This is a genomic window from Litchfieldia salsa (assembly GCF_900104555.1).
Lineage (GTDB): Bacteria > Bacillota > Bacilli > Bacillales > Bacillaceae_L > Litchfieldia > Litchfieldia salsa.
In genome coordinates this window covers 52270-74169 of record NZ_FNJU01000002.1, presented here as the reverse complement: position 1 = coordinate 74169, position 21900 = coordinate 52270, and the positions used below count along the sequence as shown (strand labels likewise).

The 21900-nt window shown below is 35.3% G+C and carries 25 protein-coding genes; all 25 read left to right on the top strand.

The features are described from left to right. Positions 1 to 21: 21 nt before the first annotated feature. The 25 genes from fliM (at position 22) to BLQ56_RS04050 (ending at position 21876) form a co-directional block, all read left to right on the top strand. Positions 22 to 1020 (top strand): flagellar motor switch protein FliM, encoded by a 999-nt coding sequence (gene fliM / locus BLQ56_RS04170; protein ID WP_090850265.1) that lies wholly within the window; start codon positions 22 to 24, stop codon positions 1018 to 1020. Beyond that, on the top strand, positions 1004 to 2212 hold the full coding sequence (fliY, locus tag BLQ56_RS04165; protein WP_175490186.1) for a flagellar motor switch phosphatase FliY: 1209 nt from the start codon (positions 1004 to 1006) through the stop codon (positions 2210 to 2212). The genes fliM and fliY overlap by 17 nt, the downstream gene beginning before the upstream one ends. Before the next feature lie 19 nt (positions 2213 to 2231). Further along, the gene (locus BLQ56_RS04160) at positions 2232 to 2594 is read left to right on the top strand and encodes a response regulator (RefSeq protein ID WP_090850263.1); all 363 of its coding nucleotides are present in this window, start codon (positions 2232 to 2234) and stop codon (positions 2592 to 2594) included. A 49-nt stretch (positions 2595 to 2643) separates the two neighbouring features. Next, a complete protein-coding gene (locus tag BLQ56_RS04155; RefSeq protein WP_090850261.1) occupies positions 2644 to 3315 on the top strand; it encodes a flagellar biosynthetic protein FliO in 672 nt (223 codons plus the stop codon). Further along, positions 3312 to 3977: a flagellar type III secretion system pore protein FliP gene (fliP, locus tag BLQ56_RS04150; RefSeq protein WP_090850258.1), complete on the top strand. Its 666-nt coding sequence runs from the start codon at positions 3312 to 3314 to the stop codon at positions 3975 to 3977. The genes BLQ56_RS04155 and fliP overlap by 4 nt, the downstream gene beginning before the upstream one ends. An 18-nt stretch (positions 3978 to 3995) precedes the next feature. Next, the gene (gene fliQ / locus BLQ56_RS04145; RefSeq protein ID WP_090850256.1) at positions 3996 to 4265 is read left to right on the top strand and encodes a flagellar biosynthesis protein FliQ; all 270 of its coding nucleotides are present in this window, start codon (positions 3996 to 3998) and stop codon (positions 4263 to 4265) included. 3 nt (positions 4266 to 4268) lie between these two features. Further along, on the top strand, positions 4269 to 5045 hold the full coding sequence (gene fliR, locus BLQ56_RS04140) for a flagellar biosynthetic protein FliR (RefSeq protein ID WP_090851270.1): 777 nt from the start codon (positions 4269 to 4271) through the stop codon (positions 5043 to 5045). 2 nt (positions 5046 to 5047) lie between these two features. Further along, the gene (flhB, locus tag BLQ56_RS04135; RefSeq protein WP_090850254.1) at positions 5048 to 6130 is read left to right on the top strand and encodes a flagellar biosynthesis protein FlhB; all 1083 of its coding nucleotides are present in this window, start codon (positions 5048 to 5050) and stop codon (positions 6128 to 6130) included. Between the two features lie 33 nt (positions 6131 to 6163). Further along, on the top strand, positions 6164 to 8200 hold the full coding sequence (flhA, locus tag BLQ56_RS04130; RefSeq protein ID WP_090850250.1) for a flagellar biosynthesis protein FlhA: 2037 nt from the start codon (positions 6164 to 6166) through the stop codon (positions 8198 to 8200). Further along, on the top strand, positions 8197 to 9393 hold the full coding sequence (flhF, locus tag BLQ56_RS04125) for a flagellar biosynthesis GTPase FlhF (protein ID WP_090850248.1): 1197 nt from the start codon (positions 8197 to 8199) through the stop codon (positions 9391 to 9393). The genes flhA and flhF overlap by 4 nt, the downstream gene beginning before the upstream one ends. Further along, the gene (locus tag BLQ56_RS04120; protein ID WP_090850246.1) at positions 9386 to 10249 is read left to right on the top strand and encodes a MinD/ParA family protein; all 864 of its coding nucleotides are present in this window, start codon (positions 9386 to 9388) and stop codon (positions 10247 to 10249) included. Before flhF ends, BLQ56_RS04120 begins: the two co-directional genes overlap by 8 nt. 16 nt (positions 10250 to 10265) lie before the next feature. Next, the gene (locus BLQ56_RS04115) at positions 10266 to 11345 is read left to right on the top strand and encodes a protein-glutamate methylesterase/protein-glutamine glutaminase (RefSeq protein WP_090850244.1); all 1080 of its coding nucleotides are present in this window, start codon (positions 10266 to 10268) and stop codon (positions 11343 to 11345) included. A gap of 14 nt (positions 11346 to 11359) precedes the next feature. Next, on the top strand, positions 11360 to 13405 hold the full coding sequence (locus BLQ56_RS04110; protein WP_090850242.1) for a chemotaxis protein CheA: 2046 nt from the start codon (positions 11360 to 11362) through the stop codon (positions 13403 to 13405). A 49-nt stretch (positions 13406 to 13454) separates the two neighbouring features. Then, positions 13455 to 13919, top strand: a complete 465-nt coding sequence (locus BLQ56_RS04105) for a chemotaxis protein CheW (RefSeq protein WP_090850240.1) — start codon at positions 13455 to 13457, stop codon at positions 13917 to 13919. A 4-nt stretch (positions 13920 to 13923) separates the two neighbouring features. Further along, entirely contained in the window at positions 13924 to 14565 is a 642-nt protein-coding gene (locus BLQ56_RS04100; RefSeq protein ID WP_090850238.1) for a chemotaxis protein CheC, read from the top strand. Continuing rightward, on the top strand, positions 14552 to 15049 hold the full coding sequence (locus BLQ56_RS04095) for a chemotaxis protein CheD (protein WP_090850236.1): 498 nt from the start codon (positions 14552 to 14554) through the stop codon (positions 15047 to 15049). Before BLQ56_RS04100 ends, BLQ56_RS04095 begins: the two co-directional genes overlap by 14 nt. A gap of 75 nt (positions 15050 to 15124) precedes the next feature. Then, complete coding sequence (locus BLQ56_RS04090) at positions 15125 to 15889, top strand: FliA/WhiG family RNA polymerase sigma factor (protein WP_090850234.1); 765 nt, start codon at positions 15125 to 15127, stop codon at positions 15887 to 15889. Between the two features lie 97 nt (positions 15890 to 15986). After that, positions 15987 to 16259, top strand: a complete 273-nt coding sequence (locus BLQ56_RS04085; RefSeq protein ID WP_090850232.1) for a hypothetical protein — start codon at positions 15987 to 15989, stop codon at positions 16257 to 16259. A 19-nt stretch (positions 16260 to 16278) separates the two neighbouring features. Next, positions 16279 to 16869 carry a hypothetical protein gene (locus BLQ56_RS04080; RefSeq protein WP_090850230.1) on the top strand — a complete coding sequence of 197 codons (591 nt, stop codon included), beginning with the start codon at positions 16279 to 16281 and terminating at the stop codon, positions 16867 to 16869. A 155-nt stretch (positions 16870 to 17024) separates the two neighbouring features. Continuing rightward, entirely contained in the window at positions 17025 to 17723 is a 699-nt protein-coding gene (rpsB, locus tag BLQ56_RS04075) for a 30S ribosomal protein S2 (RefSeq protein ID WP_090850228.1), read from the top strand. A 165-nt stretch (positions 17724 to 17888) separates the two neighbouring features. Next, entirely contained in the window at positions 17889 to 18770 is an 882-nt protein-coding gene (gene tsf, locus BLQ56_RS04070; RefSeq protein WP_090850226.1) for a translation elongation factor Ts, read from the top strand. 97 nt (positions 18771 to 18867) lie between these two features. Further along, positions 18868 to 19590, top strand: coding sequence for a UMP kinase (pyrH, locus tag BLQ56_RS04065; RefSeq protein ID WP_090850224.1), 723 nt, complete (start codon positions 18868 to 18870; stop codon positions 19588 to 19590). Positions 19591 to 19593: 3 nt separating this feature from the next. Continuing rightward, a complete protein-coding gene (gene frr / locus BLQ56_RS04060; protein ID WP_090850222.1) occupies positions 19594 to 20151 on the top strand; it encodes a ribosome recycling factor in 558 nt (185 codons plus the stop codon). Between the two features lie 172 nt (positions 20152 to 20323). Continuing rightward, entirely contained in the window at positions 20324 to 21061 is a 738-nt protein-coding gene (locus tag BLQ56_RS04055) for an isoprenyl transferase (protein WP_238457192.1), read from the top strand. Positions 21062 to 21078: 17 nt separating this feature from the next. After that, positions 21079 to 21876 carry a phosphatidate cytidylyltransferase gene (locus BLQ56_RS04050; RefSeq protein WP_090850218.1) on the top strand — a complete coding sequence of 266 codons (798 nt, stop codon included), beginning with the start codon at positions 21079 to 21081 and terminating at the stop codon, positions 21874 to 21876. The last annotated feature ends 24 nt before the right edge of the window (positions 21877 to 21900 follow it).

Below are 21900 nucleotides of genomic sequence, written 5' to 3'. Positions count from 1 at the left end.
GTGAATGGGAGGTGACATCATATGTCCGGAGAGGTTTTATCACAAAATGAAATAGATGCACTATTGTCGGCATTATCTACTGGAGAAATGGATGCAGATGAATTAAAGAAAGAAGAAACAGAAAAGAAAGTAAAAGTTTATGATTTTAAACGAGCTTTAAGATTTTCTAAGGATCAGGTTAGAAGCTTAACAAGAATTCATGAAAACTTTGCTCGATTATTAACTACTTATTTTTCAGCACAATTAAGGACACTTACGCAAATAACTGTTGCGTCCGCCGATCAAATTCCTTACGAGGAGTTTATTCGTTCTATTCCTAAAATGACCATTTTAAATGTGTTTGAATTACCACCATTAGACGGGCGGATTTTAGTCGAGGTAAACCCAAACATCGCTTATTCCATGATGGATCGTATGTTAGGTGGACGAGGCGGTGGCTCAAATAAGGTCGATTCTTTAACTGAAATTGAAACTAAGTTAATGTCTAATATGTTTGAGAAAGCATTTGAAAGTTTGAGAGAAGCATGGAGTAATGTGGTTGATATCGATCCTATTTTATCGGACTTTGAAGTAAATCCACAGTTTTTACAAATGGTGTCTCCAAATGAAACTGTAGTAGTAATTTCGTTGAATACTCAAATAGGTGAAACGAGTGGAATGATTAATATCTGTATTCCACATATCGTACTAGAACCAATTATCCCTAAGCTTTCTGCTCATTACTGGATGCAGTCGAAAACAAAGGAAAAGAATATAAAAGAAATCGTTGAAATTGAGAAAAAGATAAAACATGCTGATTTAATGATTACGGCAGAACTGGGAGAATCTAACATTACCATTAGTGAATTTATGCAACTTTCAATAGGGGATGTTATTCAACTAGATCAATTAATTGAGTCTCCGTTAATCATTAAGGTTGAAAATGAACCGAAGTTTTATGGACAAGCAGGTAAAATGAACAGAAAGCTTGCGGTGCAGATACTGGATCAGTACAAGAGGGGGGATGAAATTAATGACTAATATGCTATCACAAGATGAAATCGATGCTTTATTAAATGGAACGAATTCCGAAGACAACAATGAACCAAAAGCAGGGAATTCCTCCCCCTCTGTTGATACTTATTTAACGTCAATAGAACAGGATGCTTTAGGGGAAATTGGGAATATTTCTTTTGGAAGTTCTGCAACAGCACTCTCTACTTTATTAAACCAAAAGGTTGAAATCACAACACCTACAGTTAGTGTATTGGAAAAGAGTGAGCTCTCGGAGGAATTTCCACATCCGTACGTCGCTATTAGTGTAAGTTATACAGAAGGATTTTCAGGTGCAAATTTGCTTGTCATTAAACAAAGTGATGCAGCGATTATTGCCGACTTAATGTTAGGTGGAGACGGTAGAAATCCTGCTGATTTACTAAATGAAATTCAAATAAGTGCTGTTCAAGAAGCAATGAACCAAATGATGGGATCTGCTGCAACTTCAATGTCAACAGTCTTTAGTAAAAAAATAGACATATCTCCTCCAGGGGTTGATTTACTTGATATCGATGATGCAAAGAGTTCAGATACCTTGCCTGGGGAAGAAATTCTAGCTAAGATCTCCTTTAGGCTAAAGATTGGAGATTTGATTGATTCGAGTATCATGCAGTTAACTCCGATTGATTTTGCTAAGAATTTAGTAAATGAACTATTAAATCCAGGTGGAGGTCATGCAGAAGCATCTGCAACTTTATATGAAGAACCAGTGGTAGCGGAGAAACCTACTCCTACTCCACCTTCTACAGTTGACCATTACCAGATGCCGTCTCAATCTCAACATCAAGAGTTCAATCAAGTACATCAAAATACACCACAGCATTTAGGTGGTCATAGAGGTGGCTTTTCAGAACCAACCAATATTCAGCCGGCTGCTTTTTCATCATTTGCGCCTACAAAATTACAAGAAGCAGAAGCAAATAATCTTGATATGCTTTTAGATATTTCATTACAGGTAACTGTAGAATTAGGTAGAACTAAGCGTTCTATCAAAGAAATTCTAGAATTATCATCTGGATCTATTATAGAACTTGATAAATTAGCTGGTGAACCTGTTGATGTACTAGTTAACAATAAACTTGTTGCTAAGGGAGAAGTTGTTGTTATTGACGAGAACTTTGGAGTGAGAGTAACAGACATTATTAGCCAGAGAGAACGAATTAAAAATCTAAAATAAGAAACTTGGGGGAAAAAACATGGCACATAAAATATTAATTGTAGATGATGCAGCATTTATGAGAATGATGATTAAGGATATCCTATCGAAAAACGGCTTTGATGTTGTTGCAGAAGCGGCTGATGGTGCGCAAGCAGTTGAGAAATATCAAGAACATCAACCAGACTTAGTTACAATGGACATTACAATGCCTGAGATGGATGGAATTACAGCTTTAAAGGAAATTAAAAAGCTAAATCCTAGTGCAAAAGTTATTATGTGTTCAGCAATGGGTCAACAAGCAATGGTTATTGATGCAATTCAGGCAGGGGCAAAAGATTTCATCGTTAAACCATTCCAAGCTGACCGTGTTTTAGAAGCGATTAATAAAACACTTAGCTAGTTTCTGATTAAGGTTGACTAGTTAAGATTAGATGGAGGAGTGAAATCATTTGTACTTATTGAACAAAGTGGTTTTATTTCTTCTGTTTTTTACTCTGGTTTTTACAACAGTAGGACATGCAGAAGGAGATTTAAACAAAAACGTTTCAGATCTGTTTGACGACAAAGAGAAGCAAAGTGAAAACAATCAAGACACAAAAACTCCAACTACTCCTGAAGATAATGTAACTGAGGTTGACCCTTTGACAGAAGGTCCTAAGGTGACAGCTTGGGACTTCTTTAAAATGATTATTGCTTTGTTGTTCGTTATCTCTTTACTTTACTTTTTCTTAAAACTAGTCAATAAACGTAATAAATTATTTAGTAAGCAAAAGTACATGGAGAATCTTGGGGGGACTAGTCTTGGTACAAATCGATCATTGCAATTAATTAAGGTTGGTAACCAGGTTCTAGTTGTGGGTGTTGGTGAAAGTATTACCTTACTGAAGGAAATAAGCCAAGAAGATGAAGTTGATGATATTGTAAGAGAATTTAATAATCAGGACCAAATCATACAGCCAATGAATCTCCTAAAGAAAATAACTGATAAACGAAGTGGCCAAGATTCAAACATAGAAAATGACAAGTTTGCATTATTGTTGAAAGAACAGCTCTCAGATTTATCAAGTCATAGAAAAAAAATAATGCAACAGTTTGAGAAGAAAGGGACTAACAAAGAATGAACGAATTTATGGAGTTCTTTAATAATAGCGCCCCTGAAAATGTAGCGACATCTGTTAAAATGCTCCTATTGCTAACGGTCCTATCAATTGCACCAAGTATATTAATTCTGATGACTAGTTTTACAAGGATTATTATTGTCTTGTCATTTGTGAGAACATCCTTAGCTACTCAACAGATGCCACCTAATCAGGTATTAGTGGGACTTGCTCTTTTCTTAACATTTTTTATTATGACCCCTGTGCTTTCCGAGGTAAACGAACAAGCACTAACACCATTGTTTAATGACGAAATTGAATTGGAAGAGGCATATAATCGTGCAGCCATTCCATTTAAAGAGTTTATGAGTAAGCATACGAGGCAAAAGGATCTAGCTTTATTCTTAAATTATACAGGAAGTGAAACACCTAATTCGATTGAGGAAATACCAATGACAGCTCTGGTCCCAGCCTTTGCAATAAGTGAAATCAAAACGGCCTTTCAAATTGGTTTCATGATCTTTATTCCATTTCTTGTCATTGATATGATTGTGGCAAGTGTTCTTATGTCAATGGGGATGATGATGTTACCTCCAGTAATGATTTCACTTCCATTTAAAATATTACTATTTGTGTTAGTGGATGGATGGTATTTAATTGTTAAATCTTTATTACAGAGCTTTTAAAGGAAATGAGGAGATTAAGTGGGTTCAGAATTCGTTATTTCGATAGCTGAAAAAGGAGTTTATACAATACTTATCATTTGTGGTCCACTACTATTACTTGCTTTAGTAGTTGGTCTTTTAGTTAGTATTTTTCAGGCAACAACACAAATACAAGAACAAACTCTAGCATTTGTCCCGAAAATTGTGGCTGTTCTTTTAGGTTTGATTTTCTTTGGTCCATGGATGCTATCAAGTATGTTGTCTTATACTCATGACATCTTTAATAATCTTACACGATTTGTAGGTTAGATGATGATAGATCTTTATGCAAACTTTCCAGCATTCTTATTAATGCTTGTTCGTGTTTCAAGTTTTTTTGCAACACTGCCCTTATTTTCATACAAAACCATACCTGTTTCTCACAGAATCGGGGTCGCCTTTTTTCTCACTTGGATTATGTTTTTTACGATGGATCAGCCGCAAATGAGTATCGATGGGGACTATTATATGCTAATTATAAAAGAAGCATTGGTAGGACTCTTAATTGGCTTAGTTGCGTATATCATTTTGGCAGCTGTTCAAATAGCAGGGGCATTTATAGACTTTCAAATGGGATTTGCGATTGCAAATGTAATTGATCCTCAAACAGGCGCACAGTCTCCATTAGTAGGGCAATATTTATATACATTTGCATTATTACTGCTACTGGCAATTAATGGACATCACTTATTATTAGATGGGATTTTCTATAGTTATCAATTTATCCCAATTGATCGAGTATTCCTTCCTTTAGGTGATGAAGAAGTGATTGGTTTTATAGTGAAAACTTTTAACCAAGTGTTTATCATTGCATTTCAAATGTCCTTTCCAGTGGTCAGCGCTTTGTTTCTGGTGGATGTGGCACTTGGAATCGTGGCTAGAACTGTTCCACAATTAAATGTATTCGTGGTTGGAATTCCACTTAAAATTGGTGTAAGTTTCATTGTTCTTATTCTAGTGATGTCAGCGATGTTTATGGTCGTTCAGGAATTATTTGAAACGATGATTTATACAATGCGAAGTTTGATGGGATTACTAGGAGGACGATAATCATGTATCTTGTTAGGTTAGATTTACAATATTTCGCTGGGGAAAAAACAGAAAAAGCAACACCTAAGAAACGACAAGATTCAAGAAAAAAAGGTCAGGTTGCTAAAAGTGCAGATGTTAATACAGCCATCTTAGTTCTTTTTATTTTCTTACTACTCTTATTTATTGGTGGATTTATGAGAGATAAAATGCTGTTCTTATTACAACATTCTTTTCAAGAGTATATGCACTTAGATTTGACAGAAAAGACAATTGAACAAATATTCTTGGAAGTATCGATCGAATCGGCAATTATACTTGGACCGATATTGGGAATTGCACTTATAGGTGGAGTTGCAGCAAATCTATTGCAAGTTGGATTCCTACATGCACCAGAATCAATTCATATGAAATTGAATAAGCTGGACCCAATACAAGGTTTTAAACGAATTTATTCTGTCCGAGCGATTGTTGAGATGCTTAAATCAATCCTTAAAATAGGGTTTATCGGAATGGTAGCATTTGCAGTCATTTGGGTTAACTTTGAACAAATAATGAGAATGTCACATGTAAGTGTTGAAGAATCTTTAATAACTATTTCAAAAATCACTGTGCAAATGGGTCTGTTTTCAGCAGCTGCCCTTTTAATGCTATCTGTTTTAGATTATGTTTACCAACGATATGATTTTGAAAAAAACATACGTATGTCTCATCAAGATATTAAAGATGAATACAAAAAAACAGAGGGTGACCCTCTTATAAAATCGAAAATTAAGCAAAAGCAACGTGAGATGGCGATGCAACGAATGATGCAAGATGTGCCAAAAGCTGATGTGATCATAACAAACCCTACTCACTATGCAGTTGCTATTAAATATGATGAAAATCGTGCAGATGCACCTTATGTTGTAGCGAAGGGCGTTGATTTTGTCGCTCAAAAAATAAAAGAAATTGGAAAAGAACATAATATTGTCACTGTTGAAAACGTACCTTTAGCTCGTGGACTTTATAGTCAAACAGAAATTGGTGATATTGTTCCAGAGACATTTTTTAAGGCGATTGCTGAAATACTAGCCTATGTTTACAGACTGAAACAAAAAATATAACCTCAAATAAGTGAAATCTAAGGAGAGAATCGCATGTCAGCAAGAGATTTTTCAGTTTTATTCAGTGTAATATTAATAGTAGCGATGCTTATTATTCCCTTTCCTTCTTGGATGTTAAGTATATTTATTATTGTTAATATTTCTCTTGCTTTATTAGTTTTACTTACATCTATGAACATGCAAGAACCTCTACAGTTTTCAATTTTCCCTTCTTTACTATTACTATTAACATTGTTTCGATTAGGGCTGAATGTTTCCACTACTAGATCCATCCTAAGTAAGGGTGAGGCTGGGGGAGTCGTTGAGACCTTTGGTACGTTTGTTGTTGGTGGAAATGTACTAGTTGGTTTCGTTGTCTTTCTGATACTAGTTGTGATTCAATTTGTGGTTATCACAAAAGGATCGGAGCGTGTATCTGAAGTAGCAGCTCGTTTTACACTAGACGCAATGCCTGGAAAGCAAATGGCAATTGATGCAGATTTAAATGCTGGCCTTATTTCTGAAACAGATGCAAGGTCAAGACGTGAAAAGGTATCAAGAGAAGCAGATTTCTACGGAGCGATGGACGGTGCTAGTAAGTTTGTAAAAGGAGATGCGATTGCTGGTATTATTATGGTCCTAATCAATCTTCTTTTCGGATTTATCATTGGAATGACACAAATGGGTCTTAGCTTTCCAGAAGCGATTCAGAAATTTACTATGCTGACTGTAGGAGATGGAATCGTAAGTCAAATACCAGCACTACTAATTTCCACAGCTACGGGTATAGTAGTAACAAGAGCCGCATCCAATGGAAACCTAAGTTCAGACATAACCTCTCAGTTATTTGCATATCCAAAGATGCTTTATGTGACTGCAGGTACTATTTTGTTACTAGGCATATTTACTCCAATCGGCATCCTGCTTACAGCACCCATTGCTGGATTGATGGCTTTTGGTGGATATAAGATTAGTAAAGCTAATGAGAGAGAAGAACATTTACCAGAGGAATATGTGGAAGAATCACAAATAGATGAAATGAAAAGTCCAGAGAGTGTTGTGAATCTCCTTAACGTTGATCCAATTGAATTTGAATTCGGTTATGGATTAATTCCTCTAGCTGACACAAATCAAGGTGGAGATTTGTTGGATCGAATTGTCATGATTAGAAGACAACTGGCGATTGAATTAGGTTTAGTCATCCCTGTTGTTCGAATTAGAGACAATATTCAACTTCAACCCAATGAATACATTCTAAAGATTAAAGGTAATGAGTTTGCAAGAGGTGAGTTGTTGTTAGATCATTACTTAGCAATGAGCCCTGGCATTGAAGAAGATTCAATAGAAGGAATTGATACAATTGAGCCATCTTTCGGCTTACCTGCAAAATGGATATCAGAGGAAATGAAAGATCGTGCGGAGATGTTTGGATATACAGTTGTAGATCCACCATCAGTTGTTTCTACACACATTACAGAAGTAATAAAATCAAACGCACATGAATTAATTGGTAGACAAGAGACGAAGCAACTAATTGATCACTTAAAAGAGTCACATCCAATTTTAGTGGAAGAAGTGACACCTAGCCCATTAGCGATTGGTGACGTTCAAAGCGTACTTGCAAAATTATTAAAAGAAAAAGTGTCAATTAGAAACTTACCAATTATATTTGAAACATTAGCTGATTTTGGTAAGCTTTCGACAGATACAGACCTTCTCACTGAGTATGTTAGACAAGCACTTGCTAGACAGATTACAAATAGTTTTGTGAATCAAGGAGAGACGATGAAAGTGGTTACTGTTTCAGGAAAGATTGAAAAAGTAATTGCTGATGGTGTTCAACAGACAGAACACGGGAACTATCTTTCATTAGATCCTAATATGTCACAAAGTATTATTGAGGCAATTGCAAGGCAACTTGAGGAATTATCTTTACAACAACAATCACCGATTTTATTATGTTCTCCTGCAGTCAGAATGTACTTGAGACAGCTAATTGATCGTTATTTTCCTCAAGTACCAGTACTTTCTTATAATGAATTGGAAGCAAATGTAGAGATTCAAAGTATTGGGGTGGTGAATATCGAATGAAGGTAAAGAAATACGAAGCTGCATCTATGCCAGAAGCAATGAAAATGATTCGAGCGGAGCTTGGTAATGAAGCTGTAATCCTAAATTCAAAGATCGTACACAAAAATGGTTTTTTAGGTTTTTTTCGTAAGAAGAATATTGAGGTAATTGCTGCCATTGATACAGATATTCAAAAAACAAAAAAGCAAGAACCGTTGACAAAACACAATATACACCAAAAGCAAAAAAATCAGGAGCTACTGAAAAATCATAATGTTCAACAAGGGTCATTGGGCTTTGTTGAACAAGCTCCTATGAATTCTCCAAAACCATCAGCCGATATATTGAATCAAATAAGTGAGTTAAAATCAATCATCACTAGTATGCAAAAAGATACATTACATGTTCAGGAACATTATCCATTGCCAATACAAGAGTTGAGTTCCTTCTTAGTTGAGGAAGAGTTAAACGCTTCAATTCGGAATGAATTAATTAGTTCTCTATTGGTTAAATGGTATGAAAATAAAGAGGAATTAAATGGTGATGATCTCAAGCAATATCTTCGTGAGATTCTGATTGACAAATTAAAGCATCTTTCATTTGGTGCAATTACTTATCAGAAAAAATATATCAGTGTTGCCGGTCCAACAGGTGTAGGGAAAACGACAACATTAGCAAAAATTGCAGCAGAATCAATCCTTAAAGATGGAAAAAAGGTTGCCTTCATTACGACGGATACCTATCGAATTGCTGCAATTGATCAGTTGAAGACTTACGCAAAAATACTTAATGTACCTATTGAGGTTAGTTACAATATTGACGACTTTAAGAAGGCTAAAGAAAAGTTTAGAGAATATGATTTGGTTCTCATTGATACGGCTGGAAGAAATTTTAGAAATCAACAATATGTTGATGATTTAAAACAAATTATTGATTTTAATGAAGAATTAGAGACATACCTTGTACTAGGTTTGACTTCTAAATATTCAGATATGATTACTATATACAAGCAGTTTTCGCTATTGAACATAATTAAAGTAATTTTCACAAAGGCTGATGAAACTTCCCATTATGGTCAAATGATCAACTTTATGTTAATGAACAATATAGGGGCGGCTTATATAACAACTGGCCAGAATGTACCTGATGATATTCATACCGCTACACCAGAACTTGTTGTAGAAACTTTATTTGGAGAAGATCTCAATGACTGATCAGGCACAAAATCTTCGTAATCAACTTAAATCCATTGAAAAGAAAAAAACAAAAACGATTGCAGTCATAAGCGGTAAGGGAGGAGTAGGAAAATCTAATTTTTCTTTAAACTTCTCATTAGCACTATCACAATCAGGACAAAAAGTTCTTTTATTTGATATGGATATAGGGATGGGGAATATTGATATCTTAATGGGTGTTTCTTCTCCATATTCCTTTATTGATTTATTTGAAAGAGACCTTTCAATCAGAGATATTATAAAAAGCGTTCCAGATCAATTATCTTATATATCTGGTGGGACTGGTCTATCATCTTTATTTAATCTTGATAAAGAAAAGTTCAATTACTTCGTTAATCAAATGCACGATATTATGCCAGAATACAACTATCTTATTTTTGATATGGGTGCAGGAATATCGGAAGAGAATTTACAATTTTTATTAACGGTTGACGAAATCTTTGTTATTACAACGCCAGAACCTACATCAATAACGGACGCATATTCGGCCATGAAACATATTTGTTCATATACAAAAGATATTCCCTTTTTTTTGATTGTAAATAAAGCACAAAATGAAAAAGAAGGAATTGCAACAATCGAAAGAATTGATCATGCGGTAAAACATTTTTTGTATAAAGAAACAATTAAACTCGGGAGCATACCCGATGATAAAAATGTTGTTAAAGCGGTAAAACACCAAGTGCCTGTTCTAATATACTCACCAAAATCAAGTGTAAGCAGGTCGATTGAAGAAATTGTTCGGACATATACTTCACAAACACCAACCGGCACAATTGTTAAAGAACATACTCCTTTCATTTCAAAACTTCGGCAACTTATTTCGAAAAGATAAAGGGGGTTGGGACTAAATGAAAAAAATGATTAAAGTTCTGATCGTAGATGACTCTGCTTTTATGAGAAAACTGATTACCGATATTTTATCAAACGAGGAAAATATTGAAGTCATTGGCACAGCTCGAAATGGCGAAGATTGCTTAACTAAATTAAAAACGCTAAAGCCAGATGTTATTACAATGGATGTAGAGATGCCTGTTATGAATGGACTTGATGCGTTAAAGGAAGTAATGGCATTATATAAACTTCCAGTTATTATGCTATCTAGTACAACAAAAGAGGGTGCGTCAAATACCATTCTAGCAATGCAATACGGAGCAGTTGATTTCATAACCAAACCTTCTGGTGCCATCTCGTTAGATTTGCACAAGGTTAAGGATGAAATCGTGACTAAAGTCCTACAATCAAGCAAGGCTAATATTACTAATTTAGTAAAACCACTACAAACGCAAAAAATGTCGTATAATAGAAGAGTGTTTAATAGTAAAAACGAACTAGATGCTCGTTCTAAAGTTTTACAAAAGCCATTAGTATGTATAGGAACATCTACTGGAGGACCAAGAGCACTTCAACATGTTCTAACTAGATTACCAAATCAATTTCCAGCTCCAATTTTAATTGTTCAACACATGCCAGCGGGTTTCACGAAGTCACTAGCAAAACGTTTAGATTCAATATGCCATATAGAAGTAAAAGAAGCTGAAAATGGCGAACTGTTAAAAAATGGAGTGGCCTATATAGCTCCTGGCGGATACCATCTTAAACTAAAAGAGATCGGTACTTCTGTTGCTATTCAAATAGATGAATCTGAAATTCGAAATGGCCATCGCCCTTCTGTTGACGTTATGTTCGAATCGGTTAGTCACTTATCTAGCTTTAGAAAGATTGCAGTTATTATGACAGGAATGGGATCTGATGGTGCAAAAGGGTTAGTAGAGTTAAAAAAATCAGGGAACACAACAGCAATAACTGAATCTGAACAAACATCGGTAGTTTATGGGATGCCAAAAGTGGCAGCCGAAACGAATTTAGTTGATGAAGTTGCTGATGTGGATAAAATTGCAGACGTTATTTTAAAATATATCGGAATGTAAGGGAGTGGAGTTAGTTGGATATCAGTCAATACCTAGAAGTTTTTATTGATGAAAGTAAAGAGCATCTTCAAATGTGTAACGAGCAATTATTGGAATTAGAGAAAAATCCAGATAATCTAGAAATTGTTAATGTGATTTTTCGATCTGCACATACCTTAAAAGGAATGTCAGCTACGATGGGATATGAAGACCTTGCTAGTCTAACTCATCAGATGGAAAATGTACTTGATGGAATTCGTAATAATAAAATAAAGGTCACATCACAAATCTTAGACATAGTTTTTAAAGCGGTTGATTATTTGGAAGAGATGATCTTTTCAATTGCTGAAGGTGGGACTGGTAAAAAGGATGTTTCTGACGTTGTTACACTTTTAAAGAAAATCGAGGATGGAGAGAATCTAGAAATCAATAGTGATTCTCCAAAACAGGATGATAATAAACAAGTGTCACCTATAAAAACCAAATCTGATTATGACGAATTTGAATTAACTGTTTTGAATCAATCTAAAGAACAAGGATTCAATATATATGAAATCTCTATAACTCTTCGCCAAGATTGTGTTCTTAAAGCAGCACGTGTATTTATGATTTTTGAAGTACTTGAACAAGTAGGAGAAGTAATCAAAACAACCCCGAGTGTTGATATGCTTGAAGAGGAGAATTTTGATCACTCATTCAAAGTTTCATTCATATCGATGGAATCATCTGATGAACTAAAAGGAAGAGTCATGAAGGTTTCTGAAGTGGAAACAGTTGATATTGAGACAATTTCACTAGAATCACTAGCTCATCAAGTAATAAATGAAGAAGTGGCACCTACTGTAGAACTAGAAACGGAAGAGGTTTCTAAAGAACCTGTTCAAAAAGAGAAAGATGTTGAAAAAGTAGCTCCTGCGAAACAGAATAATGTTAATAACAAAACGATTCGAGTGAGTATTGAGCGTTTAGATATTTTGATGAACTTATTTGAGGAGTTAGTAATCGATCGTGGACGATTAGAACAAATCTCGCGTGAACTTACACATTCAGATCTTTCCGAAACAGTTGAGAGAATGTCAAGAATTTCAGGCGATTTACAAAGCATTATCTTAAATATGCGAATGGTTCCAGTAGATACTGTGTTTAATAGATTTCCAAGAATGGTTCGACAACTTGCAAGAGATCTTAATAAGAAAATAGACCTTCAGATCGTAGGTGCTGAAACCGAACTAGATCGAACTGTTATTGATGAAATAGGCGATCCACTTGTTCATTTAATTCGTAATGCAATGGACCATGGGATCGAGACACCTGAAGTTCGTAAAGCTTCTGGTAAACCAGAAGAAGGAACTCTAATTCTAAAAGCTTATCATAGTGGAAATCATGTCTTTATTGAAATACAAGATAATGGGGCTGGAATAAATAGAGATAAAGTCATTGAAAAGGCTAGAAAACAAGGAATTATATCAGAATCTGAAATTGATAGTTTAACAGATAAGCAAGTTTTTGATCTCATCTTATCTTCTGGTTTTTCAACTGCTGATAAAATTTCAGATGTTTCTGGTAGAGGTGTAGGATTAGATGTTGTTAAGAGTACGATTGAATCTCTAGGTGGTTCAATTTCGATTGATTCTATAGAAGGAAAGGGTTCTACGTTCCTTATCCAGCTTCCTTTAACTTTATCAATCATCTCTGTACTATTGGTTGAGCTAGGCGATGAAAAATATGCAATTCCATTATCATCTATTATTGAAACAGCGATCATTAAGAAAGAAGAAATACTAAGTGCTCATAACCAAAAAGTGATTGATTTCAGAAATAAGGTTATTCCTTTAGTATTCTTAGAAGACTTTTTCGAAGTTCCTTCAGAAGAACATGATTCGGAATATGTATCTGTTGTTATTGTTAAAAAGGGTGAAAAAGCAGCTGGATTTGTTGTCGATTCGTTTATAGGTCAGCAAGAGGTTGTTCTTAAATCATTAGGGAATTATCTATCTTCTGTTTTTGCAATTTCAGGAGCAACCATTTTAGGAGATGGACAAGTTGCTTTAATTGTTGATTGTAATGCATTGATAAAATAAGTGTTACAAAAAGTGTGAACGATAGAAGTGAATAAAGGAGAAGATAATAATGACTGATAAAGAGCAAGCTACTTCTAAAGTAATTGTTTTTGAATTAGATAATGAGGAATATGTTATACCGGTTGAAAAAGTTCGTTCGATTGAGAAGCACCAGAAAATTACACGTGTCCCCCGCACAAAAAATTTCGTTCAAGGTGTAATCAATTTACGTGGGGTAATAACACCAATCATTGACTTAAGAAAACTCTTTGAAATGGATGAGCGACCGTATTCTGAACATACTAGAATTATTATCATTGCTCACGAAGATTATGAGGTGGGATTAATTGTGGATGCTGCAAATGATGTAATGGATATACCACTATTCTCAATTGAACCACAACCAGATGTTGTCGGATCATTAAAAGTCGATTATATCGATGGCGTTTCAATGGTTGAAGAGCGTTTACTAATCCTGTTAAATTTGGAGCAAGTATTGCAAATTCAACATATGCGTGAAATGGTGATTGGATAGTCCTATGTCATTTGTTAATAAAATAAAAGACACCCACCTAGATATTTTAAAGGAAATCGGCAATATAGGTGCAGGGCACTCTGCAACAGCACTTTCTACCTTATTAAATAAGAAGATTGATATGAAAGTCCCGGTTGTACGTATTGTCTCATTTGATGAAATGATGGATTTAGTAGGAGGGCCTGATCATATTGTAGCGAGCGTGTTTCTTCGGATAGAAGGAGACGCTCCAGGAAGTATGTTTTTTGTTCTAACATTAAATCAAGCTTCACGCTTTATTCAATACCTAACAGGTGAGAACCATTATACGTATGAAGAACTAATTTCTTCGGAACTTGGACTTTCAGCCTTACAAGAATTAGGGAATATACTATCCGGATCTTATCTATCTTCGCTTTCGGATTTTACAAATTTAAATCTATACCCAACGGTCCCTTCACTATCGATTGATATGGTTGGTGCAATCCTTGGGTATGGACTACTTGAGTTATCACAAGTAAGTGATTATGCCATTATTATAGATGCTGCAATAAATGATTTGGATGATGAAGATTGTGTAAAAGGCCACTTTTTCCTTTTACCTGATCCAGATTCGTTTGAAAAGCTCTTTAAATCATTAGGGGTAAATAATGATGGGACAAGTTGAACAAATTATTAAAGTGGGTATAGCAGATATGAGTGTAATCAAGGCACCGCAAACCATTAGAACCTCTGGTTTAGGTTCATGTGTTGGTGTTGTTATCTACGATCCCGGACAAGAAGTGGCAGGTTTAGCACATGTGATGTTACCTGACTCAACTCTCGCCAAGACTGGTACACTAAATTTGGCTAAATATGCTGATACAGCAATACAAGAATTAATTAAAATGATTGTAAAATCTGGCGGCAGAAGTCATGCGTTAAAGGCGAAAATGGCCGGTGGGGCTCAAATGTTTCCTAATTTATCAGGCAATGACATGATGAGGATTGGCCCCCGTAACGTTGAGGCAGTGATGAATGAGTTAAGGAAATTCAAGATATCTGTCCTTTCCTCAGATGTTGGTGGAAATCAAGGGAGAACAATTGAGTTTGATCCCTTAACTTCTTCCTTAATGATTCGCACTGTGAATCAAGGAATTAAATCGATTTAGCCAAGGATTTGTCTAATTAAATTTACAACAGATGATATAGATCTAGTGTTAAAGGGTATGATGAGGAGGAGTATAATGTCACAAATGGTAGCAAGTGATGATCAAGTATATTGGCAGCAGTGGATTGACTCACGTGACTCTCATGCAGGTGATGTACTTATAAGAAGGTACATGCCACTTGTAGCCTACCACGTTCAACGTATAGCAGCAGGTTTACCTAAAAGTGTAAGATCAGATGATTTAAAGAGCTTTGGAATGATGGGTTTATATGATGCCCTAGAAAAATTTGATCCCTCAAGAGATTTGAAATTTGATACTTATGCTTCTTTTAGAGTACGTGGTGCTATTCTTGATGGTTTAAGAAAAGAAGACTGGTTACCTAGAAGTTTACGCGATAAGGCCAAAAAGATTGAATTAGCTTCACAACAACTAGAGCAAAAATTGATGAGAAATATAACGACAAAAGAAATTGCAAATGAATTAGGACTAAGTGAAGAGGATGTTCTGAACACTATAAATGAAGGATTCTTTGCTAATGTGTTATCAATGGATGAGCAGCATTCAGATGGTGAAGGAAAAGAAGGGCTTGAATTTACCATTAAGGACACAGCTACCTTAACTCCTGAAGATGATTTATTGAAAAAAGAGCAGTTTTCTCAGCTTGTCAATGTAATCAAGCAATTAAATGAAAACGAGCAAATGGTTGTAAGTTTGTTTTATCAAGAAGAGTTAACTTTGACTGAGATTGGTCAAGTAATGAATCTGTCTACATCAAGAATCTCTCAAATTCATTCAAAGGCCCTATTCAAATTAAAACAGTTTCTCGAAAATGCTTATTAAAATTGTGGGAGAAGACAAAACACCAATAGTGGCGTTCAGATCTTTCTCCCTATTGTTGTATTACACATAACAGTATGATTGGGAAGGAGAGATTCCCGTGAGTTTGAAGCTTATCGAGTTGCAAATAGCTCTTCCTAGGACTCAGGAATTTGGAAAAATGACTGAACAGCTTAATCAGAGGGGGCAAATATTTCAACATCAAGTTGCTCAATCACAAAAAAAACAAGATGTTAAAAATCTCAAGCAAGTCACTAAGAAGTCAAATAGCTCACATGTCAGTTTGCAAAAAAATGAGCATCAAGAGCATCATCAATCAGATGATTATTCAATACATCCAACAAAAGGGAAGATAATTGATATTATCGGTTAAATTATAAAAGAGGTATACTATGATAACCTTTCTATTTTTATTAAGTTTTTCTTTAATAGGTGTTCTCTTTTTTTGCCTTATAATCATGTCACAGAAATTAAATCAATTAAAAGAGTTAGAACACACCCAAAAAGATATCTTGCATCAGATTGAAGAAACATTCTCCGGTTATATCATGCAAATTAAAGAAGAAAATGAACATTTTTTTAAACATGCTAATTCTTCAATGGTAGAAGAGCAATTGGAGAAAAAACAAGAACAATCGGTGAGTAATAACCAAAGCGTTCAGAAAGAAAGTGTCATACATACAGTAAAAGAGGAAGATCAAATGTCTAGTCCAAAACATCTACCTTTCTCAATGATCGAACAAACGATTTCAGAGGCCGATCTGAAGGATTTATTACCTGAGTACACTGACATAGAGCCACCTAAAATAGAGGTGAAGGATAAGGAGAAGGTAAAATCAACTGCTCCTATAACCTCCGAAAAATTATTATTGGATAAGATTATTTCGATGGAAAGTGAAGGGGCAACGATCGAGGAAATCGCTAAAACACTCAATAGAGGCAAGACTGAAATCGAGCTTTTATTAAAATTTCGTCAAAAATAGATAATATTTTTCTTGATTGTCATATTCAGGTGTGTTATATTATTTTCTGGTGTTAATACACACGCTTATTGATTTGAACAATGGTGCTATCTTTGATAGTTTTGTTTGAACATGATTTAAGCGGAGGAAGAAAAACCATTAGGAGGAAACAAAAAATGTCAGTAATTTCAATGAAGCAATTGCTTGAAGCTGGTGTTCACTTCGGTCATCAAACTCGTCGTTGGAACCCAAAAATGAAGCGTTACATCTTTACAGAGCGTAACGGAATTTACATCATCGATCTTCAAAAAACAGTGAAGAAGGTTGAAGAAGCTTATAACTTCGTTAGAGAGCTTGGAGCAAATGGTGGTACTATGTTATTTGTTGGTACTAAAAAACAAGCTCAAGACTCAGTGAAGGAAGAAGCTGAACGTTCAGGTATGTACTTCGTTAACCAACGTTGGTTAGGTGGTACATTAACTAACTTTGAAACAATCCAAAAGCGTATTAAGCGTTTAAAAGATATCGAAAGAATGCGTGAAGACGGTACTTTTGAAGTATTACCTAAAAAAGAGGTAGTACAACTTAATAAAGAGCTTGACCGTTTAGAAAAATTCCTAGGCGGAATTAAAGATATGAAGCAATTACCAGATGCTTTATTCATCATTGACCCTCGTAAAGAGCGTATTGCTGTTGCAGAAGCACACAAATTAAATATTCCGATTGTTGGTATCGTTGATACAAACTGTGATCCGGATGAAATTGATTATGTAATCCCTGCAAACGATGATGCAATTCGCGCTGTGAAACTTCTAACTGCTAAGATTGCAGATGCAATTCTAGAAGCTAAACAAGGTGAAGAAACTTCTGCTTAATGAGCGAAAGGTGATAAGAGGGATATGCCTTTTATCACCTTTTTTTAAAGAGTAAGGACGAAAGTTCAATAATTTCTAACCTACATTGTCATACTAGCAATACATGATTTGAATGATATGACTTGTCTAATAGTACATAATAAGATTCTTAAGGAGGAAATAACAATGGCTGTAACTGCCCAAATGGTAAAAGAACTACGTGAAAAAACTGGTGCGGGAATGATGGATTGTAAAAAAGCACTAACTGAAACTGATGGGGATATGGAAAAAGCAATTGACTATCTTCGTGAAAAAGGAATTGCTAAAGCTGCGAAAAAGTCAGACCGTATTGCTGCAGAAGGAACTACATTTATTCAAGTTGAAGGTAATAATGCAGTATTACTTGAAGTTAACTCTGAAACTGACTTTGTTGCAAAGAATGAAGGTTTCCAAGTACTAGTTAAAGACCTTGCAACGTTCTTGCTACAACACAAACCTGCTTCAGTTGAAGAAGCATTAGAGCAAAAAATGGATAACGGGTCAACTGTTTCTGAATACATCAACTCTGCAATTGCTAAAATTGGTGAGAAGCTTACACTACGTCGTTTTGTTGTTTCATCAAAAGGTGATAATGCTGCTTTCGGAGCATATCTTCACATGGGCGGACGTATTGGTGTACTAACTGTATTAGAAGGTACAACTGATGAAGCAACTGCAAAAGATGTTGCAATGCATATTGCTGCAGTAAATCCTAAATATATTAGCCGTGACCAAGTTTCACAAGAAGAAACTGAGCGTGAGCGTGAAGTGTTAACTCAACAAGCATTAAATGAAGGTAAGCCAGAAAAGATTGTTGCAAAAATGGTTGAAGGAAGAATCAGCAAATATTTCGAAGACATTTGTTTATTAGATCAAACATTTGTTAAAAATCCAGATTTAAAAGTTCGCCAATTTGTAGAATCTAAAGGTGCTACTGTTTCTAGTTTCGTTCGTTACGGAGTAGGGGAAGGTATCGAGAAGCGTCAAGACAATTTCGCTGAAGAAGTAATGAATCAAGTTAAGAAATAAAAAGCAGTTGTGCTGTGCTAAGATATATGTAAATCTATTTGAAACAAAGATAGGGAACACATGCAGTGTTCCCTATCTTTAAAATATGGAGGTAATTATGAGTAACGCTAAATATAAACGTGTAGTTCTGAAACTTAGTGGAGAAGCATTAGCTGGTGAAGCTGGCTTTGGGATTAATCCGGCAGTCATACAATCTGTTGCTGAGCAAGTAAAAGAAATAGCGGAACTAGATGTTGAAGTTGCAGTAGTTGTTGGTGGCGGAAATATTTGGCGCGGGAAAATTGGAAGCGAAATGGGCATGGATCGTGCGAACGCTGATTACATGGGAATGCTCGCAACAGTTATGAACTCATTAGCACTTCAAGATAGTCTTGAAAATTTAGGGATTCAAACCCGAGTACAGTCATCGATTGAAATGCGTCAAGTTGCAGAACCTTACATAAGAAGAAAAGCTATACGTCATCTAGAGAAGAAGAGAGTTGTGATTTTTGCAGCTGGCACAGGTAACCCATACTTCTCAACAGATACAACTGCAGCATTAAGAGCAGCAGAAATCGAAGCAGATGTCATTCTCATGGCGAAAAACAATGTTGATGGAGTCTATACTGCAGATCCATCAAAAGATTCCACTGCAGTGAAGTATGAGACATTATCTTACCTAGATGTCCTCAAAGAAGGTTTAGCAGTTATGGATTCCACTGCTTCATCATTATGTATGGACAATGATATTCCTTTAATTGTCTTTTCAATTATGGAAAAGGGGAATATTAAGAGAGCAGTTGTCGGTGAAAATATCGGAACAATCGTTAGGGGGAAATAAACAATGGCAAAGGCTACATTAAACCAAGTGAAAGAAAAAATGGATAAAGCAATTCAAGCATTTTCGCGTGAACTTGCAAGTGTTCGTGCAGGAAGAGCCACTCCTTCACTATTAGATAAAATTACGGTGGACTATTATGGTGCACCTACACCAGTTAACCAACTAGCTTCTATTAATGTTCCTGAGGCACGTATGCTAGTTATTCAACCTTATGATAAAACAGCTCTTGGTGATATTGAAAAAGCAATTTTAAAGTCGGATTTAGGTCTAAACCCTTCAAATGACGGATCAATTATTAGAATTGCTATCCCTGCTTTAACTGAAGAAAGACGAAAAGAGCTAGTAAAAGTAGTGAAGAAATATGCTGAAGAAGCAAAAGTTGCAGTTAGAAATATCCGTAGAGACGGAAACGACGATTTGAAAAAATTGGAGAAAAATGGTGAGATTACCGAGGATGAATTACGAGGATTCTCAGAAGATGTTCAAAAACTTACGGATGACTCGATCACTAAGGTTGACCAAGTGGCAAAAGAAAAAGAAAAAGAAATCATGGAAGTCTAATCCATTTCACTGTACAATATATTGTAAAAGACCCTCTAATGTTTACAGGGGGTTTTTTTGTTAATACTGTCTACTAGCTGATTGTGGGGACTAAATAAAATCAAACATTACTAGTTAGTTGATTTTAGTGTGATGGAGGACTAGTTTTATGTTAAAAATAGTAAAAGACTGGATGAATAAGTCGAATTCCATAAATAAAGATGTGAGTTCAGAAGGCCCGATACCAGAGCATATCGCTATTATCATGGATGGGAATGGTAGGTGGGCAAAAAAACGTGCACTCCCAAGGTCAGCGGGTCATCATGAAGGAATGAAGGTTGTAAAAAAAGTTACAAAACTTGCGAGTAATCTCGGAGTAGGCATTCTAACTGTTTATGCATTTTCAACAGAGAATTGGAAAAGACCAAAGGATGAAGTTAACTATTTAATGAGGTTACCTGAGGAATTTCTTAGTACATTCCTACCAGAACTGATTGAAGAAAACATTCAGGTGAGGATTATGGGAGATAAAACTCAATTACCCTCACATACTTTAAATGCCGTAGAAAAGGCCGTAGAAGAAACAAAGGGAAATACTGGAATGATCTTAAACTTCGCACTCAATTATGGAAGTCGATCAGAAATACTAAGTGCTATTGAAGAAATGATGATTGATTACAAAAATAACGAAATAGATAGCAATGTAAGTGAAGAGTTGTTTTCTACTTACTTAATGAGCAGCGGTTTAAAAGATCCGGATTTACTGATTCGAACAAGCGGAGAAATGAGACTTAGTAATTTCATGTTATGGCAGTTAGCTTATACAGAATTTTGGTTCTCGGATGTTTTATGGCCGGATTTCAGTGAAGCCCATTTAATTGAAGCAATTACTGCCTATCAAAAAAGAGGACGTCGATTCGGAGGAATATAAAAGGTGATGATTTTGAAATGAAACAACGAATAATAACTGGAATTGCAGCTGCGGCAGTTTTTCTTCCAATTGTATATATAGGAGGGTTAGCGTTTACTGTCCTAACCTTTCTAATGGCAACCATTGCAATTTTTGAATTGCTTAGAATGAAGAACATACCAATATTTTCATTTCCAGGGGTTTTATCGACATTATTGCTATGGATATTTCTGTTACCAAAGGAATACTCTTATGTAATAACTGATATGGGGTTAACAAAAATTGAGTTAGCTTTACTAGCAGTTTTACTGTTTTTATCATATACAGTAGTTACAAAGAATAAATTTACATTTGATGATGTTGGTTTTGTAAGTTTGACAACGATCTATATCGGTCTGGGGTTCTACTACCTTATTGAAACGAGATTGGATTTAGGGTTAAACTACATATTCTTTGCTCTCATTGTTGTATGGGCAACTGATTCTGGTGCCTATTTTATTGGACGAGCGATTGGTAAACGAAAGTTATGGCCTGATATTAGTCCGAACAAAACGATTGAGGGATCATTAGGTGGGATCTTTGTCGCTATTATTGTTGCACTTATTTATACTACATTTGTTACTCTAGAATTAACGTTTGTGGAATTGGTAATTGTAACAATCTTCTTATCAGTCTTTGGGCAATTAGGAGATTTGGTAGAGTCTGCATTAAAACGACATTATGATGTAAAAGATTCAGGTAAGTTGCTGCCAGGACATGGTGGTATCTTAGACCGGGTTGATAGTTGGTTATTTGCTTTACCAATCCTTTATTATCTACTGTTAATTTTATCCTAAAAAATGAGTCAAGCATCAGGGAGT